Source organism: Nitrosospira multiformis, assembly GCF_900111585.1.
GTDB classification, from domain to species: domain Bacteria; phylum Pseudomonadota; class Gammaproteobacteria; order Burkholderiales; family Nitrosomonadaceae; genus Nitrosospira; species Nitrosospira multiformis_B.
The window spans coordinates 228,157-243,418 of record NZ_FOHI01000001.1 but is presented as its reverse complement, the minus strand read 5'-3'; the positions used below and the strand labels follow the sequence as shown (position 1 = coordinate 243,418).

Here is a 15,262-nt window from a genome sequence, read left to right as displayed (position 1 = left end):
GAACCAAGCAGGCACGGCTCGAATAACAGTAGCAGGGCGGGCTCCGCCCGGTAAATCCTCTTATCGCCACAAAAAGCTTGACATGTTATTAAATTCCGGCTTAGCGCGGACGCAAATCAAATGCGCTTCCTGTGTGACCTGGAAGCGTACCGGCAGAAACTGTTCCAGCAGCCAAATGGTGGTTGCGGCGTGGGAGGAGAGTTCTCTCGTGAGAAAGCAGGACACGCCGCTCGCCAGACCGAGGTAGATCAATACCTGGTCTGCCGCATGAATATCCAGCGTTGCGCCGGACAGGATTTCCTCGCGCAAGCACCGCCCCGCCTCAGCACCGAGGCGTTCGGCTGGCACGCCTCTTTCTGCCACGGCAGACGCCCCCAGACGGCTATGCTCCTTATGCGCGGTCAGAAGCACTGCTCCGCCCTCACCTATTGCTTCATCCTTCCCGAATACCTCCAGACCAATGGCTGGCGTGGGGAAAGTCGAAAGTTCCGCCAGTGCTGCATTAGCCATACGGTGGACGATGTGCCTGGGCAGGTTTGAAATGTGTACAAAACCGGTTATACCCTCCAGCCCTTCCGATGTGTTCAGGACCAGCGGACGCAGAGGCAGGCATGGTTCTACGTCCACCACCACCTTTCCTCCGCCGCGGGGATAATACCCCCGCAGCAACACTTCGATCTTCGCCCTGGCACCCATGCTATAAACCAGCGGCAGCAATACGTAGCGGAAGTAATCCAGGGGTGGCGCAGCGCGAACATCGGTACCACCGGAAATGTTCATCCGCACCTTTTCTCCGCATGCCATAGCAACCGGAAGCGCTGCCTGGAGCACCAGGGTAACACTGCCTGCCGTGCCTACCGGAAAATCATATTCCCCCCCGCGCAACGGGCCAGGGCGAAAAATGACTTCCTGCGATTTGACTTCCACCCCTTCCGTCTGCGCCCTGCAAAGCGCTGCCACCGCCTTTACGGCGGTCAGATGTTGAGGCGCAAGACCAGGGTTGGAACGTTTTGCACGAATGTTGTACACATGAACCGATTGTCCCGTTATCGCCGCAAGCGCAACCGACGTGCGGAGCAACTGGCCGCCTCCTTCTCCATAGGAACCATCGATTTCCCGCATTCTGACCTCTTTGGTTGATAGAGCCGGGAACAATAGGTTTTTCGACCTACAATTCAATGTAGCATCAAGAGTCGCATGACCGGAATGAACACAATTCTTTCGGGAAGCTGACGCAGTTGGCCATCTGCCTGAAAAGGAAGCTTCATGACTCTCATACAAGACCTGCTCAGCCAGATTCGCTGGGATGAGTCATTCGGAAAAGGTAATTTCGTGATCGGATACTACGATCGCAAGACCGGGGAAATTATCCAGGTTCCGCTACAGCAGATGCAACTCACACCCAATGATCATTTCTTTTTCCATTTTAACGATCAGGAAGGACGTACTCGCGAAGTCCCCCTTCACCGGATCAGGGAAGTGTACAGGAACGGCGATCTGGCATAGACGGACGATCAATGATGAAGAGGATAATCGTTCTTGATCGAACCATCCCGTTTGCCTTGAGCCCCTTTCGTCTCCGTTTGCCCTGAGTTTGTCGAAGGTGCGAACGGGCTCGGAACAAATCCTGTCAAGGACACCGTTCCGCCAAGTCGCCATGATGCGTATGGAAAAAACTCGTAGTCACAATCACCCAAAACACATCGGCAATTAGTAGCGTGATGGCGTTGGCATGTAGGCTTATCCGGATGGGAGTATCTCCCACGATTCCCAGAACATATTAAATCCAGTTCTATTGATAACTTGTCTTGTCCAGGCAGAGTAGCATTTTCCATCGCTAATAGCCGCGGTCGTCTCCACCACTCCCATATATTCCCGGCCATTGGTCGCATAGGGGTTGTTGGGGCTGTCGTTGCTGTAGCGACTGCCGTATTGCCCGTAGGGATTGTTGATGGAATCCGCACTGTATGGACTTCCGTAGCGCCCGAAGGGATTATTGACCGAATTGGAATCGTAGGGATTCGCGCTGAGATTACCTAGATATTTTCCGGTTTGCCTGTCTCTGAGGGCTGGTGGATCAGCCTGGGCTAGGGGGGAAATGAATACGGCAAGTAGGGCAAGGGTGACGAATTTCACGATGTACCTCACTCCAAGGGTTGTAGATTCTGGTTAGTTGTTTTTTATTGCCACGGCTAAACCGCGCTTCCTGGTTCAGCCAGCAGATCGTGGCGCATGTCTGATTCAGCCAGCAGATCGTGGCGCATGTCTGATGGGCTGCAACCCTGCAGTCGGCCGTTGGGGTCGTAGCGGAGCGCGATCATTGTTGGGATCCCCGCTGCTAAAATTGCAATATCTGTGCGTAGCGAAGGGTAACCACGCACTGCTCGCCACCCCAGATTATCAAGTTCAGGTAGTAGCTCTGACCATGGTTCCTCTCCAGCATGATGGGTGGCTGTAGCATTGTGATGTTTGAATGAGTCGTTAGCGCATCTTACTTCTATAATGGTATTATTTGCTCGATTCAGAGCAAATAATACTACTAAATGATCAGTTGTCGACTTTCTGTCATCCTCGGCGCCAAGCGCATCAAGGTCGCGGATGTGTGCCGTGGAACGGGTATCGCTCGCGCTACGTTGGATCGCTACTACTACGACCGTGTGAACAGTTTCGATCGTGTCGTATTGGAAAAACTTTGCAGATTTTTGCAGGTGAAGCCGGGCGATTTGCTTGTGACGATCGATCAGCCGGACCTGTTTGAAACACAGGCTCCATCGGATCTTACCGATGCTTTGGCAAAAGGAAAGAAAGCATGATAGAGCGCGAAGTGAAGCTTCTGCTTAATGCTAATGCGATAAAGCGTGTACAGGTGCATTACGCGGTGATGTCGGCCGGATACATGGTCGTGATCGACGGCCAGCCCCTTGAGACCTCCAAACGCGAAACGCGCGGATTCAAGACACTCGATGCCGCAGCCAAATTGCTCTTCAAAATCGGTATCGCGGATTTTTCGGTCAAGCTCAGAACAGGCTGAAGTCCGTGATTCAAAAAATTGTTTCAGGTGGACAAACAGGCGGAGATCGCACGGCGTTGGACTGGGCCCCTGCTCATCATATCCCGCACGGGGATGGTGCCCAGCCGGGCGGCGCGTCGAAGATGGGGTAATTCCAGATTGTTACGTCTTGCAGGAGACGCCTGAACAGAACTATCAGCAGCGCACGAAACGGAACGTAATAGCGCTGACCTTGGTCTTCCGGTTACCTTTCTTTCATATTTCCATATCTGGAATCTATCAGTCAGTCAATATAGGCGATGCCCAATGGACGGTCCGTTCCTTCTCTCGCCAAGTGGAGTTCAAAGGGTCCCATTAAATGCGCGCTTGAGTTTGTCGATGTCGATTTTCTTCGTTTTAAGCATTGCGTCCGTCGCTCTCCCGGATTTTTCGGAATCGGGATCACTGATCATCCCGGATAAAACCGTGGGGACAATTTGCCAGGAAACGCCATATTTGTCCTTGAGCCAGCCGCACTGCTGCGCCTTTTCGTCTCCGTCTTCGGAAAGCTTTTCCCAGTAGTAGTCCACTTCTTCCTGGGTTTCGCAATTGACCTGAAACGAGATGGCCTCATTGAATTTGAACGTGGGGCCGCCATTGAGAGCGACAAATCCCTGCCCATCGAGCTCAAATGCTACAGTCATTACCGTTCCCGCCGCTTGTTCATGAACCTCGTGCCCGGCTTCACCATAGCGGCTCATTTTGCCAATTCTGGAATTTTTGAAGATACCCGCATAAAATTCTGCTGCCTCTTCGGCTTGATTATCAAACCACAAACACGGGGTAATCCTTCGGATGCTTTGCATGCTTACCTCCCGGCTGTTATTCAGGTTGAGGATCGGAACCGTAACAGATTCCATCTGCAAGGGAAATGCTTTTCAAACTTCTTAAAACAACCGGAACAACAAGAACCGGAACCAGGGACCCCGTTAAAAAAAGATTATCCCCGTCTCCTGTTTCAACCGGTTCTGAATTAATAGTTCCATATTTTGAGCTGCACGCTTTGCACTGTTCTCAAGACTTGCTTATAAATGGACTTGCTTATAAATGTCCACCTCAAGATGTCCGCATGCATCAAGCGATCTTATCTTATGGTTGATTAGCGCAGTGATGATGTATGAAGATGACTGCAAAGAGAACTTAAACAACAAGAGGATTTGTCAAATCGTTACATTTTTGTTTTGCGATAAGGAGACTTCATTCATGAAGCGCAATCATGGCATGAAGCGCAAGCTTCTTCTTGCAGCAATAGCCATGCTGCTTACCATAATTGCCGTGGCCCCGGTGCACGCTGATAATGCCGTCAAATTGAGAATACTGGTCGTTTCCACGGGAGAGGTGACGGAAGACCTGGGATTGGCCTATATCAAGCCTGTCCTCGATGAAATGGGCGTTCCATATGTCGTGCTGAATACCAGGGTGCAGAATCTGACGCCCGCGTTCCTGGCTGCTTCTTCGCAGGGAACGGCCTGCAAGGCCGAGGAGGCAGGGTGTGTTGGCAACTACAATGGAGTCATCCTCACCGACGCGGACCTGATTCCAGGCTTCACCCCGGCCGAATGGGACATATTGCACAATTACGAGAAGAATTTCCGGATCCGGGAAGCGGTATTGTCAGGGTGGCCGGCCACGTATGCGAATTCGAAGCCGCCTCACGACACCTATCTGGATTATGGTCTCGTCTACTCCTCAAGCGGACACAATTATGATGCGCGCTGGACAATACCGGGGAGGTACAGCAAGGAAGTCTTTGAATACGTAAACAGGAATAATCCGCTTCCAATTACATCCCTTGCCTTTGCGACCCATCCCCGAAACGATATGAACCGGCTGAAAGACGGCTCGATACCCTATGTCGAACCGCTATTACGAACCGGACAGGGCGAAGCACTGCTGTCCATCGTACGGTACATGAAGCCTGCCCGTAAGATGCCAGTGCGCGAAGTGCTGATTTCGACGGTTACGAACGGGTCGTTCCTCCTGCATTCGAAAGTTCTGGCTTATGAGTTCGTCAACTGGGCAACCCAGGGAGTTTTCATCGGTGCGCGCTTCATCCATCTGGCTGCGCATGTGGATGATCTGTTTCGTACCAACATTCAATGGAACTCTGCTCTCGATAAGGAGAATGGCACTTATCGCCTGACCGGCGCTGATATAACCAATGCGGTGAGCAAACAGGCTGCCCTCCGGGCCGCACATCCGACGGCGGGGAATTTCAAGCTGGATTTCGCATTCAATGGTGCGGGAGCGGTGGTGAATCCACAGGCAATGCCGCTCGCTGCAAACTGGAAAGATGATCTGGTAGCAGCAATAGTGGCCAATAAAACGCATTTCCGCTTTATCAACCACACCTTCACGCATGCAGACATGGATAAGTCACCGGTTCCGGCTGATGCGCCCTGCGATTACCGCACTTTTACGAATGCAGAGGCAATCAGGGCTGAAATCACTGCCAACCAGAACGTGTGGGCGCTACTGGATCTTCCCGAGAGAAACGAGAACAATCGCGTGCTCATTACCGGCGCCCATTCCGGCCTGAAAGATCAGAAATGCACGGATGATCCAGCCTTACACCCGGCTATGTTCAATCTTCAGGCTGACGACATAGCCTTTGATGCAGGTGGCGCCAATCCGCTATTGCTTCAGGCGGCTGCCACCGCAGGCGTGGAATATCTTGCTGCCGATACGTCACAAAAAGCTCAAAACGTTGAACAGTATATAACCCAGTATGAAGATGGCAGCAAAACGGATCGACTCATGCTGCCACGCTGGCCAACCGACATTTTTTATAACGTGACAAATCCTTCCCAGCTGGAGGACGAGTATAACTACTTATATTATTATCGGTTTGTCAATGCGGGACAAAATCCATGCGAGGCACAGGCAAGGGCTTGCTCTCCCCGGAGCTACCGCGAAATCCTCGCACTCGAAGCGGATACCACAGTGCGGCACATGTTGAGCTTTAGCCGCTGGCCACATTTTTTTCATCAGTCGAATCTTGCTCGATATGATGAAAACGGCAGCACGCTCCAGTTTGACTGGCTCGATGCAGTCTTCACTGAATATGAGGGATTGTTCACCCTGCCGGTCAAAAATCTTCCTTACTATAAAATCGGCGACCATACTGCGGAAAGCCTCAACGCCAGGTCTGCAAAGATCGATGCAATATGGAATCGGACAACCAATCGGGTTACTCTATCGGCAAACAAAGCGGTGCCTCACCTTCGTGTCACTGGTCTTTCCGGAGGGGAGATTTATGGCGGCCAGCTTATCGGAAACATCAGCGTGGATACGAAGGCCACCATGTACGAGGTCGATAGAGGGTTGACTCGATGAACGTTGGCGACCGCCAGGTTTTTTTAGGCAATCAGGAGGAACCAGAAGGAATTCCGGGAATAAACGGCATTCGCTTGAGCGGTATTCTCCTCTCCCTGTTGCTTGTGTTTTCCTTTCCAGGTGCGGGTGGCGCCGCCGATTTGGCAAATGCGGCTGCGGAAAAGACTGACGAGACAGCCAAAACAACAGAGCAGGCGGAAGATGAGAATCGAAAAAAGACGCAGCAAGTGAACGATCTCAAACTGAGGGAGCGCGAGGCGTTATTTCCGGAACAGGCGAAATCACTGGCAAAGGGCTACAGGGAGACTGCAAAGATGATCGTGGAGCAAGGCTGCGACCCGAAGCCGGTTCTCGATGCTGCTGCTTATTTTGAGAAACAGTCCGGGGAGTTCTGAGCGGTAGTGGGGACAGGAGAATATCGGCGTGTACAAAACCGCTCCTACTCATTCGGTGTCCCCGTGGTATTCGAAAGACCACGGTCCTGCATCATGTCAGGCTCGATTGAATCCGATCCCTCCAGATTGAGATCCTTCTGCCAGGGATAGAATCAATCAAGCCTGACCCCGGGTCTAGTCGCTTGTTGACTTACGCATGTGCATCAGGGCTTCGTCAACATGCTTGGTAGCAACATCGGCGTGTCCTGCTTTGGCATGCTCGATTGCCTGCTTCAGTTCCTTGATGGAGTCCGTCATATGCTTATGTTGTTCGGCGTGCTGTTTCTCCGATGCCTGAGCATGGGTCAGACTCTCTTCCGCGTGCTTGAGCAGCACTTTTGCGTGACCGTCCTCGCCATGTGCCTTTGCCATCGCGGCATGTTCGATCGCCTGGGCAGCGTGATGATCGGCAATCGCCGGGGGCGCCAGAAGAACGCCCAAAACACCGATGGCAAAACCTGCTGGTATGTATCTCATGAGAGCCTCCACAAGTCCATTGGATAGTTTTTATTGACAGCACGCTTTGCTGGCACCTGCCAGCACTTTTAGCCTGCAACAGCCGAAGTCTGTCTCTCAAAGTATAGGCTATCTTTCTCCTCTTTGCCGTAACCGGTTCATCCTCATACGCGGCAGCGATATTTGGCTCGTAGAAGGCGGCAGCTTGTCAACTTGACATAGCCGGTGTTTCAGGCCCAGAAAAAATACCTGTCCGTGCTATGCCATCCCCCCCGATTGTGCCGCGAAACATGGCGCCAGTATTGAAACGCATCGCATAATTGCCGTCCGCATCCAGGACGATCAGGCCGCCATCCCCACCAATCGCGGCGATTTCCTCCAGCGTGTTATCGGCTGCCTCGGTAATGGGGGCATGCAGAAATCGCACCTGCGCTGCGGTGTTGAAAGCGGCAGCGGTACGAATGAACATTTCGCCTGTGCCAGTCGTGGATACTGCAACCGAGCGATTGTCCGCGTAGGTTCCCGCACCAATAATGGACGAGTCTCCCACTCGGCCGGAGTGCTTGTTCGTGAGCCCACCGGTCGACGTGCCGGCCGCCAGATTGCCATGGGAGTCCACCGCTACTGCACCGACGGTTCCGCGTTTTTCATCCTCACCCGGCAATGTATCCAGACCCGCATCATGGTCGAGCAGAATACTTTCTTTAGCGATAGCTTTTTGCAGTTGATTCCACCGGTGCTGGGTATAGAAATAGGACGAATCCACGATTTCCAGACCCTGCTTTGCAGCGAAAATTTCCGCACCTTGACCGATGAGCATCACGTGGGGGCTTTTCGTCATTACCGCATGTGCGGCGCGAATCGGATTGCGAATCGTCGTCACTCCCGCAACGGCGCCTGCCGCGCGGGTGACCCCTTCCATGATTGAAGCTTCCAGTTCGTTACGACCATCGTGGGTCAGCACGGAGCCCTTGCCGGCATTGAACAAGGGGCAATCCTCCATCACCGCAATGGCCGCAATCACCGCATCGATGCTGCTGCCGCCTGCTGCAAGCACCGCATGGCCAGCGATCAGCGATTGTGCGAGCGCCTCCCTGTAAGCCTGCTCGCGTTCTCGCCGCTGGCCGGGTTTCACGGCCCCGGCACCTCCGTGAATCACGAGCCGGATCGGCGACTCATTCCCAGTATTTCCGCGCATGTGTATCGTCATCTAAACAGATCCAAGAGTAAGAAAGACAGAAGGCGAACATCGTAATTCGTTGGGGAATCATTGAGAACCCAAGCGGTACTTTTTCCGTTAACGGTGATACGAGGCTCACACGGCAGTAAATCTTCAATTCTCTAAAAATACCGGTGACACATCACTGGATTGAACCAGAAACTGCTGCTATGTTGAATAATCATGATTGGATGAATTAACGTCAACCTCCAGTTCATGCATGCCGGTGCTGAAGTCAATCATGAAGACGGTACACCTGGACGATAGTCTGCTCGATTTTATGGCATCGAAGGAGCTAAGACATGGCATTGACACAACTTCCAAAATCCGAGTGGCAGAATTACTTCGACGGCGTTTCCAAGGTGCTGGGTGCGAAGCTGGTGGAAATAGAGGTCACAGGACTTGAACTCGGGGACCAGGTTGAGGTGGACTGGTTGCCACTGATTGGACTGAGCTACGACCCCAAGGGAGACGTTCTGGCAGTGATAGTCGAGGGGATTGAACACAATATCCGACATCCGAAGCAGATTTACGTCGAACAGGATGCCGAAGGCCTCTACAGCATCGAGGTGGTGGATACTGCGGAAGAACACCACATCTTGCTCCTGAAGGACCCACTCAAGTTGCCGACAGTTTGAGAAGCAAGGGTTTTTGAAAATATCGTCGCTGAGAGCCAATCCAGGAGTGCAGTGCCCCATCTCACTCCATCTCGACTCAAAAGATCAATCGAGACACCTATTAATCCAGTGCTCGTTGATATAACTGAAAGTCTTGCTCGGAGAAACAGCAAAATATCACTTCTTTGAGCGAAGTCTCAGTTTCAATAAACTGCCGCACAGTGTTGGCCGCTATTTCAGCGGCTGCTTCACGCGGATAAGCATATGCACCTGTACTGATGCATGGAAACGCAATCGAACTCAAACCATTGGCAGCGGCAATTTCCAGACTCCGCCGATAACAGGAGGCAAGTTGTTCCGGTTCATTGCTTTTTCCCCCACGCCAAACCGGACCAACGGTATGAATGACATGCTTTGCCTTTAAACGGTAGCCTTTTGTGATCTTTGCGTCACCGGTTTTACAACCGCCAAGCAACCTGCATTCTTCCAGCAACTCTGGACCAGCAGTCCGATGGATAGCGCCATCAATGCCACCGCCGCCCAGCAATGATGAATTGGCGGCATTCACGATTGCATCTGTTTCCAGTTTTGTAATATCACCACGAATGGCATGAAGTCTTGCTGTCATTGAGTGTGGCCCGACTTTATATCCGTATCGCTGGCAGGCATTGCAGATTCCGCAGGGATTATGGCATCAATCAAGGGTAGGACTCGAAATGCTTTTTGTCAAAATGCCTGCTGATAGCCGCGTCCGTTCTCTCCCCTACAAGGGATAGCTCGATCAGGGATGACCTATTGATTGTCATACTTTTGCATGCAAACACTCCGGTTAAATCTCTGGGAGAGACAAACCATGGAAACAGCAGAATTACTGAAGCAGCGCTTGAAACTCGTCTACCGGTGGTACCAGGGCATGGTCAACCGGGATACAGGAATGCTTGAGTACCTCTACATCCCCGAGACTGACACATTCGTGCGCGAAAAATCTCCCATCCGGGATATTGCCTCTGTGTGGGACGTGGAAATGCTCAGCGATTTTCTGAACAAGCATGAGCTTCGGTCACTGATCCGGAAGTCGCTGCGGCATTACGTGAATTACCTCGTGGAGCGCGACAGTCACCTGATCCTCGACCCGGATCGGTTGGAGGAGCCTTCATCGATCGCCCACAGTGCCTTTATGATTCTCGCCCTGCTGCACGCCCTATCCCCCCGTCGGATGGAGGAGATCACTGCTCTCGCCGAGGGGATACTCCATCAGCAGAGGCCGGATGGCTCGTACAAGGTGTATTTCCATGATCTGCCCGACCACGGAGAAGAACTGTACGCTGGCGAGGCAATGCTCGCTCTTCTGGAAACCTACCGGCAGTTGCAGGATGCCCGGTGCCTCCAAAGCGTGGAACTCGCCTTCTCCTATTATGATGCGCAGTACTTTCGATGCCATCGGGTTGCGGGAAACATCCTTGTCTTCTTCGCCAACTGGCAATCACAGGCGTGCCGCCTCTTGTTCGAGTGCACGCAGAGTACGGAGATCAAGAAGGATGTCGCCGACTACCTCTGCCGGATGCACGACCAGATCATGGAGCGGGACTTCTATGAGAACGTCGAGCGCCACCCGGCACAGCAGGTTTCAGTGGAAGTGGCCTGCGCCCTTGAGGGCCTCAACGAGGCTTATGCGATTGTATGCAACTTAGACGATAAGCGGACCGAATGCTATCGACACCGTATCTGCAAGGGGCTTACCTACTTGCTCGAACTGCAATGCACCGACAACGGAACGGAAAAGGAACGCGGCGGTTTCGGCCTGACCCTGCAAGAGCGGGCCCAGAGAATTGACATTACCGGCCATGCGGCCAGTGCCTTCATAAAGAGTGGAGAGAACGGGATCGAATGCCGACTACCATCCGCCAATCATTAATGCCCCCCTCTGGAAAGCTTGGCCGATGCCGAGCCACAGAATCGAAGATTGATCCTATCGCCACTTTATGCGGACCGGAATTCCACCTTTGGGTCGCAGGGTTATTGCCATCTCAATCTCGACTTCCTCTGGATCAAGCAACTGTAAATCACAGTGCTGAATTATCATGCATAGCAAAAGCTGGCTCTCCATTAATGCAAAATGACTGCCGATACAGATGCGTTCACCTGTCCCGAAAGGTATGAACGAATATCTCCGGTTTTGGGATACCAGAAATCGTTCGGGGTCAAACTGCTCTGGTTGTGGCCAAAAGTCGGCATGATGATGAAGATTGAAAATACTGAATATCGCAAGCCTGTCGGCTTTTAAAAAATAACCGTCAACCTCGGTATCTTTACTGACTTTACGCAGCAAAAAGCTGGCAGGTGGACGGAGGCGCATCGATTCACTGAGTACGGCCCTGGTATAAACAAGCTGCTGCAAATCTTCGGCGTTCGGTATTTTTCCTTGCAACAATCGATCAAGTTCCTCACGCAGCCGAGCGAGCGCGCCTGGGTGGCGGACGAGTAAATATAAAGTCCAGCTTAGTAAATTCGCGGTTGTTTCATGGCCCGCGCTAAAAATGGTAATAACTTCATCACGAACCTGCCTATCGGTCATCTTCTCACCGCTGTTGTCATCACGCGCTTTTAACAGCATATCCAACAGGTCATTCTGATCCGAGGGCGCAGTGCGGCGTTGATCGATGATCCCGTAAATGACATCATCGATTATTCCCAATGCCTGCTTGAATTTTCGATTCGCCGGAGTGGGCACATATAACGGAAGAGTCAAAGGATTTGCGATGGTTTTAGCGGCATATCTCAATAAAATCTCCAAGGACGGAGCGATCTGTTCTATTTTATCGAGGACACTGGTGCTGAACATGGTTTGGGTGATGACCTCCAATGTAAGCCGCATCATTTCACCTGACAGGTTGATGTGCGCTCCTTCACCCATCTGCCGCCATCGACCCAGCATGTTGTTACCTGCGGTAGCCATTTGCGGCAGCAGCGTGGTTACATTACTTCTCTGAAAAACGGGCTGCATCAAGCGCCGTTGTCTTTGCCATAAATCGCCCTGACTTGTTACTAATCCCTGGCCTAAAATCAATGCCAGACCGGTTGGTTTTTCAGGATTGTAGATTTTTACAAAAACATCGCTTTGCCTGATCAAGGCTTGTTCAACCAGTTTTGGGTGGCTGAATAAATAAAATTGGCGAGCCGCCAATCTGAAGCTGACCAAATCCCCATAATCCTGCTGCCAGTTATAAAAGGCTTGAAGGGGGCTCGCAATCATCTGCCTTAAATTACCCAGCAGAAAATCGCCCTTGACCTGTGGAACTGTTTTGTTATGCGCCATCGTCTAGGCAGTTGGAAGGTTAATGAGGGACTCGCTAGCCTCAATTCAGCCTATGCATCACCTCAATGCAATAAGCCAAACAAAACAAAACGCTCCATTCAAGCAATAGCAACCGATAGGCGCATCCTAAATTGCTTTGTCACTGATTACCATCCTGGCTGCTCGCACGGATGTTCTTTTCAATCTCTCTTGAATGGCAGGTTGCTCCTGAATGATAGCAGGTCAACGCCAGCTCTTTCTCTGCGTTAAACAATGCGGCAGCTTGCAAGCTGTAAGGATACTGCCGTTCGTAAAAGAATCGAAAAGATCAAGAAGCTGATACGACTTAACATAATACGAAAGGAAATTTCATGGCCGCAAAATTCGAAATCTACAAGGATAAGGCAGGTGAGTTTCGGTTCAGATTGAAAGCCACCAATGGGCAAACCATTCTTGCCAGTGAAGGCTACAAGGCCAGAGCGGGATGCATGAACGGAGTGGAGTCTGTCCGAAAAAATGCGCCTGATGACGTCCGGTATGAACGGAAAACCACTGAAAGCGGCAAATACAGGTTCAATCTCAAATCAGGCAATAATCAGGTGATTGGTACCAGTGAATCCTATGAGACGGAAAAAGCACGGGATGGCGGAATAGAATCAGTCAAGAAAAACGCCCCAACCGCCGTCATTATCGATATGACAGAGCCGACCGGGAAAATCGCACCCGGCACTCCACCAGCCGAAGCAGCAGTCTGAACTCGGGGTTTTCAGCTTGAAGGGCTTCTGTTGAAGCCCTTCCCTTCAATCAGCAGGTAATCAGCGGGGCAAATCCGGTATTCCAATGTCGACTGTCGATCGATTGTTGCAAAATGCAGAGGAAATTGGACAGATTTCTATCCAGGGTATCTTTTTCCCTGTTTTCAGGATTGAAAATCAGAGGAGCCTGGATTTGGCGGAGACTGAACTCCACGCTCGGAGACAGCATAAAGCGATAGATGCATGCGGACAGGCATACTCGGCTGGCATACCAGGAATATGCCCCTGTGAGGTACGTGCATGCCTTCTCGAATATCTACTTAGGTAGACTGATCCGGGGCTTCCTCCCATATCTGCATGATTCCATAAAGCACGGTCATCAACGGGGCTCCAAAAAGAGCCGGCTTCAAAAACTCAATCAATTCAATCATTTTTTTCCTCAAAGAAGGTATTCAGTTATTCAATCTTGGAAACGACAAAACCCGCTTTGTAGCGAGCAGCTCAACCTAGCCATATAACATAACGGATTGATTCCGTTTCTCTCCTCAATTTTGTGATCTTTTTGTTATTTTTTTGTGAAGAATATGTTAACAGACGGCTGTTGTCAAGCTGGGGGAAACATTGGAGATAAGCTTCTGACAGGCACAAATCCTGTCAAAATTTGCTTGAAGGGATGGCCTTGAGGGGTAATTCTCTTGAGGGATAATTCTATTCCCGGGCCAAAAGCAGAGTAGCGCGCCCAAGGGTAGCGTTATTACTTTCCGTCAACACGTCATTCATAAATGACGATCGATTTTTACCCAATCCAGTGGCAGCCGCTTCAAATAGTGACGAGGAATAACTAAGTGGCCGATCGCTTCCTTGAATTCCTTTCGATCACTCAGGCCGGAAGATCGCTCCATATTCGACATAGCCGCTTTCCCACTCCCTTATCACGTAGGTAAAGGCCCATTCCCGGTCCAACGTACAAAAAGCCTCCGTTAATACTTTCCAGAATCCTCCCGTTTGAAGCTTGGTAATCGAAAGATTGGGGCATTTCCTGCAAAAAGCAGTGAGAGAGAGTCTGCGTTGAAGCCATGACCCTCATGTGATTTTTCTCACAGATTATTCCACTTGACACAATTACTCTCTACTTGCGTGGTAACTACACGCTTGTCTTTAACTTCTACTGAGGAGAATGTCATGGCAGCAATATATGGAACCCAGTTTCATGATAACGGCACGTCGCAGTGGGCATGGAACGGATGGTTTTCCGAATATAAATTCTTTCCGTCATTGATAGGCACAAGCAGCAGCGACTACATCTATGGTTATGGGGGAAATGACAACCTCTACGCATACTCTGGTAACGATACGCTAGACGGTGGGACAGGTACGGATTCCATGTACGGTGGGACTGGCAACGATGTGTACTACGTGGATACGACGACAGACAAAGTAATCGAGTACTACAACCAAGGCGTTGACCATATCTACAGCTCGGTCAGCACCAATTACAAATGGTTGCCCGCCAATGTCGAGAACCTGACTCTGACCGGTACTGCCTATTTTGGAGACGGCAACGACCTCAGTAATTTTATCTCCGGCAATGGTTACTCCAACTCTCTCTATGGATATGGCGGCAACGACCAGTTGTACGGCTGGGGTGGTAACGATAGCCTCGACGGGGGAGCCGGTAACGATACACTCGTCGGCGGAGCCGGAAAGGATTTTCTTACGGGCGGCACTGGAGCGGACACGTTCGTCTTCAACTCGGTAACCGAGAGTCCAGCCTGGGGAGCAATCGATACCATCTCCGACTTCAAATGGTGGGAAGGGGATGCGATTGATCTTTCCGCAATCGATGCAGACGTGAACTGGTGGGCGACTGGCAATCAAAGTTTCAGTTCCAGCCAATTATCGTATAACCCCTCCTCAGGCCTATTGACTGCCGATGTGTACGGAGGCGCGGACCTTCAGATCGCCCTGATCGGTGCCTCAGGATTTAATCCAAGCCTGGATGTTATCGCTTAACCGCTGATAACTCATCTTCTACTGGGTCACGCAGCGTGACCTGGTAGATTTTGGGGAGGAAGCGAGTTCCTCTTCCCCAGACCATAAT

The 15,262-nt window shown here is 51.3% G+C and carries 16 protein-coding genes and 1 pseudogene; 10 read left to right on the top strand and 7 right to left on the bottom strand.

Annotated features, from left to right (window positions below; translation table 11 throughout):
* Positions 1-60: 60 nt before the first annotated feature.
* A complete protein-coding gene (gene rtcA, locus BMW46_RS01065) occupies positions 61-1,122 on the bottom strand; it encodes an RNA 3'-terminal phosphate cyclase (RefSeq protein ID WP_074703825.1) in 1,062 nt (353 codons plus the stop codon).
* Between the two features lie 144 nt (positions 1,123-1,266).
* Here rtcA and BMW46_RS01060 point away from each other — a divergent pair, with 144 nt between their 5' ends.
* Positions 1,267-1,506, top strand: a complete 240-nt coding sequence (locus BMW46_RS01060; protein ID WP_074703824.1) for a DUF504 domain-containing protein — start codon at positions 1,267-1,269, stop codon at positions 1,504-1,506.
* Between the two features lie 234 nt (positions 1,507-1,740).
* Here BMW46_RS01060 and BMW46_RS15020 read toward each other — a convergent pair whose 3' ends face one another.
* Positions 1,741-2,136 carry a hypothetical protein gene (locus tag BMW46_RS15020; RefSeq protein WP_143049059.1) on the bottom strand — a complete coding sequence of 132 codons (396 nt, stop codon included), beginning with the start codon at positions 2,134-2,136 and terminating at the stop codon, positions 1,741-1,743.
* A gap of 407 nt (positions 2,137-2,543) precedes the next feature.
* On the opposite strand from BMW46_RS15020, the gene BMW46_RS01050 reads away from it, so the two are divergent.
* The 3 genes and pseudogenes from BMW46_RS01050 (at position 2,544) to BMW46_RS15885 (ending at position 3,368) form a co-directional block, all read left to right on the top strand.
* Positions 2,544-2,813 (top strand): helix-turn-helix domain-containing protein, encoded by a 270-nt coding sequence (locus BMW46_RS01050; RefSeq protein ID WP_074703823.1) that lies wholly within the window; start codon positions 2,544-2,546, stop codon positions 2,811-2,813.
* Positions 2,810-3,031: a hypothetical protein gene (locus BMW46_RS01045; protein WP_074703822.1), complete on the top strand. Its 222-nt coding sequence runs from the start codon at positions 2,810-2,812 to the stop codon at positions 3,029-3,031. The genes BMW46_RS01050 and BMW46_RS01045 overlap by 4 nt, the downstream gene beginning before the upstream one ends.
* 5 nt (positions 3,032-3,036) lie before the next feature.
* Positions 3,037-3,368, top strand: a pseudogene (locus BMW46_RS15885) (YpsA SLOG family protein).
* Here BMW46_RS15885 and BMW46_RS01035 read toward each other — a convergent pair.
* Entirely contained in the window at positions 3,352-3,855 is a 504-nt protein-coding gene (locus tag BMW46_RS01035) for a VOC family protein (RefSeq protein WP_074704491.1), read from the bottom strand. The pseudogene BMW46_RS15885 and the gene BMW46_RS01035 overlap by 17 nt on opposite strands.
* Positions 3,856-4,252: 397 nt before the next feature.
* Here BMW46_RS01035 and BMW46_RS01030 point away from each other — a divergent pair, with 397 nt between their 5' ends.
* Together BMW46_RS01030 and BMW46_RS01025 are read left to right on the top strand one after the other, a co-directional pair.
* Positions 4,253-6,385, top strand: coding sequence for an Agd3-related carbohydrate deacetylase (locus BMW46_RS01030; RefSeq protein ID WP_074703820.1), 2,133 nt, complete (start codon positions 4,253-4,255; stop codon positions 6,383-6,385).
* Positions 6,382-6,780 (top strand): hypothetical protein, encoded by a 399-nt coding sequence (locus BMW46_RS01025; RefSeq protein WP_074703819.1) that lies wholly within the window; start codon positions 6,382-6,384, stop codon positions 6,778-6,780. Before BMW46_RS01030 ends, BMW46_RS01025 begins: the two co-directional genes overlap by 4 nt.
* Positions 6,781-6,954: 174 nt before the next feature.
* Here BMW46_RS01025 and smbP read toward each other — a convergent pair whose 3' ends face one another.
* Both smbP and BMW46_RS01015 read right to left on the bottom strand, forming a co-directional pair.
* Entirely contained in the window at positions 6,955-7,296 is a 342-nt protein-coding gene (gene smbP / locus BMW46_RS01020) for a small metal-binding protein SmbP (protein ID WP_074703818.1), read from the bottom strand.
* Between the two features lie 187 nt (positions 7,297-7,483).
* Entirely contained in the window at positions 7,484-8,473 is a 990-nt protein-coding gene (locus BMW46_RS01015) for an isoaspartyl peptidase/L-asparaginase family protein (protein ID WP_256376906.1), read from the bottom strand.
* A 323-nt stretch (positions 8,474-8,796) separates the two neighbouring features.
* Here BMW46_RS01015 and BMW46_RS01010 point away from each other — a divergent pair, with 323 nt between their 5' ends.
* Positions 8,797-9,132, top strand: coding sequence for a DUF5335 family protein (locus BMW46_RS01010; RefSeq protein WP_074703816.1), 336 nt, complete (start codon positions 8,797-8,799; stop codon positions 9,130-9,132).
* A gap of 100 nt (positions 9,133-9,232) precedes the next feature.
* On the opposite strand, the gene BMW46_RS01005 is transcribed toward BMW46_RS01010, so the two are convergent.
* Positions 9,233-9,739 carry an O-acetyl-ADP-ribose deacetylase gene (locus BMW46_RS01005; RefSeq protein WP_074703815.1) on the bottom strand — a complete coding sequence of 169 codons (507 nt, stop codon included), beginning with the start codon at positions 9,737-9,739 and terminating at the stop codon, positions 9,233-9,235.
* 225 nt (positions 9,740-9,964) lie between these two features.
* Between BMW46_RS01005 and BMW46_RS01000 the strand changes: the two genes are divergently transcribed.
* Complete coding sequence (locus BMW46_RS01000; RefSeq protein ID WP_074703814.1) at positions 9,965-11,026, top strand: hypothetical protein; 1,062 nt, start codon at positions 9,965-9,967, stop codon at positions 11,024-11,026.
* A gap of 54 nt (positions 11,027-11,080) precedes the next feature.
* On the opposite strand, the gene BMW46_RS00995 is transcribed toward BMW46_RS01000, so the two are convergent.
* Positions 11,081-12,427 (bottom strand): cytochrome P450, encoded by a 1,347-nt coding sequence (locus BMW46_RS00995; RefSeq protein ID WP_074703813.1) that lies wholly within the window; start codon positions 12,425-12,427, stop codon positions 11,081-11,083.
* A gap of 350 nt (positions 12,428-12,777) precedes the next feature.
* On the opposite strand from BMW46_RS00995, the gene BMW46_RS00990 reads away from it, so the two are divergent.
* Positions 12,778-13,161: a YegP family protein gene (locus BMW46_RS00990; protein ID WP_074703812.1), complete on the top strand. Its 384-nt coding sequence runs from the start codon at positions 12,778-12,780 to the stop codon at positions 13,159-13,161.
* Between the two features lie 1,182 nt (positions 13,162-14,343).
* Positions 14,344-15,174 (top strand): calcium-binding protein, encoded by an 831-nt coding sequence (locus BMW46_RS00980; protein WP_074703810.1) that lies wholly within the window; start codon positions 14,344-14,346, stop codon positions 15,172-15,174.
* Positions 15,175-15,262 lie beyond the last annotated feature (88 nt).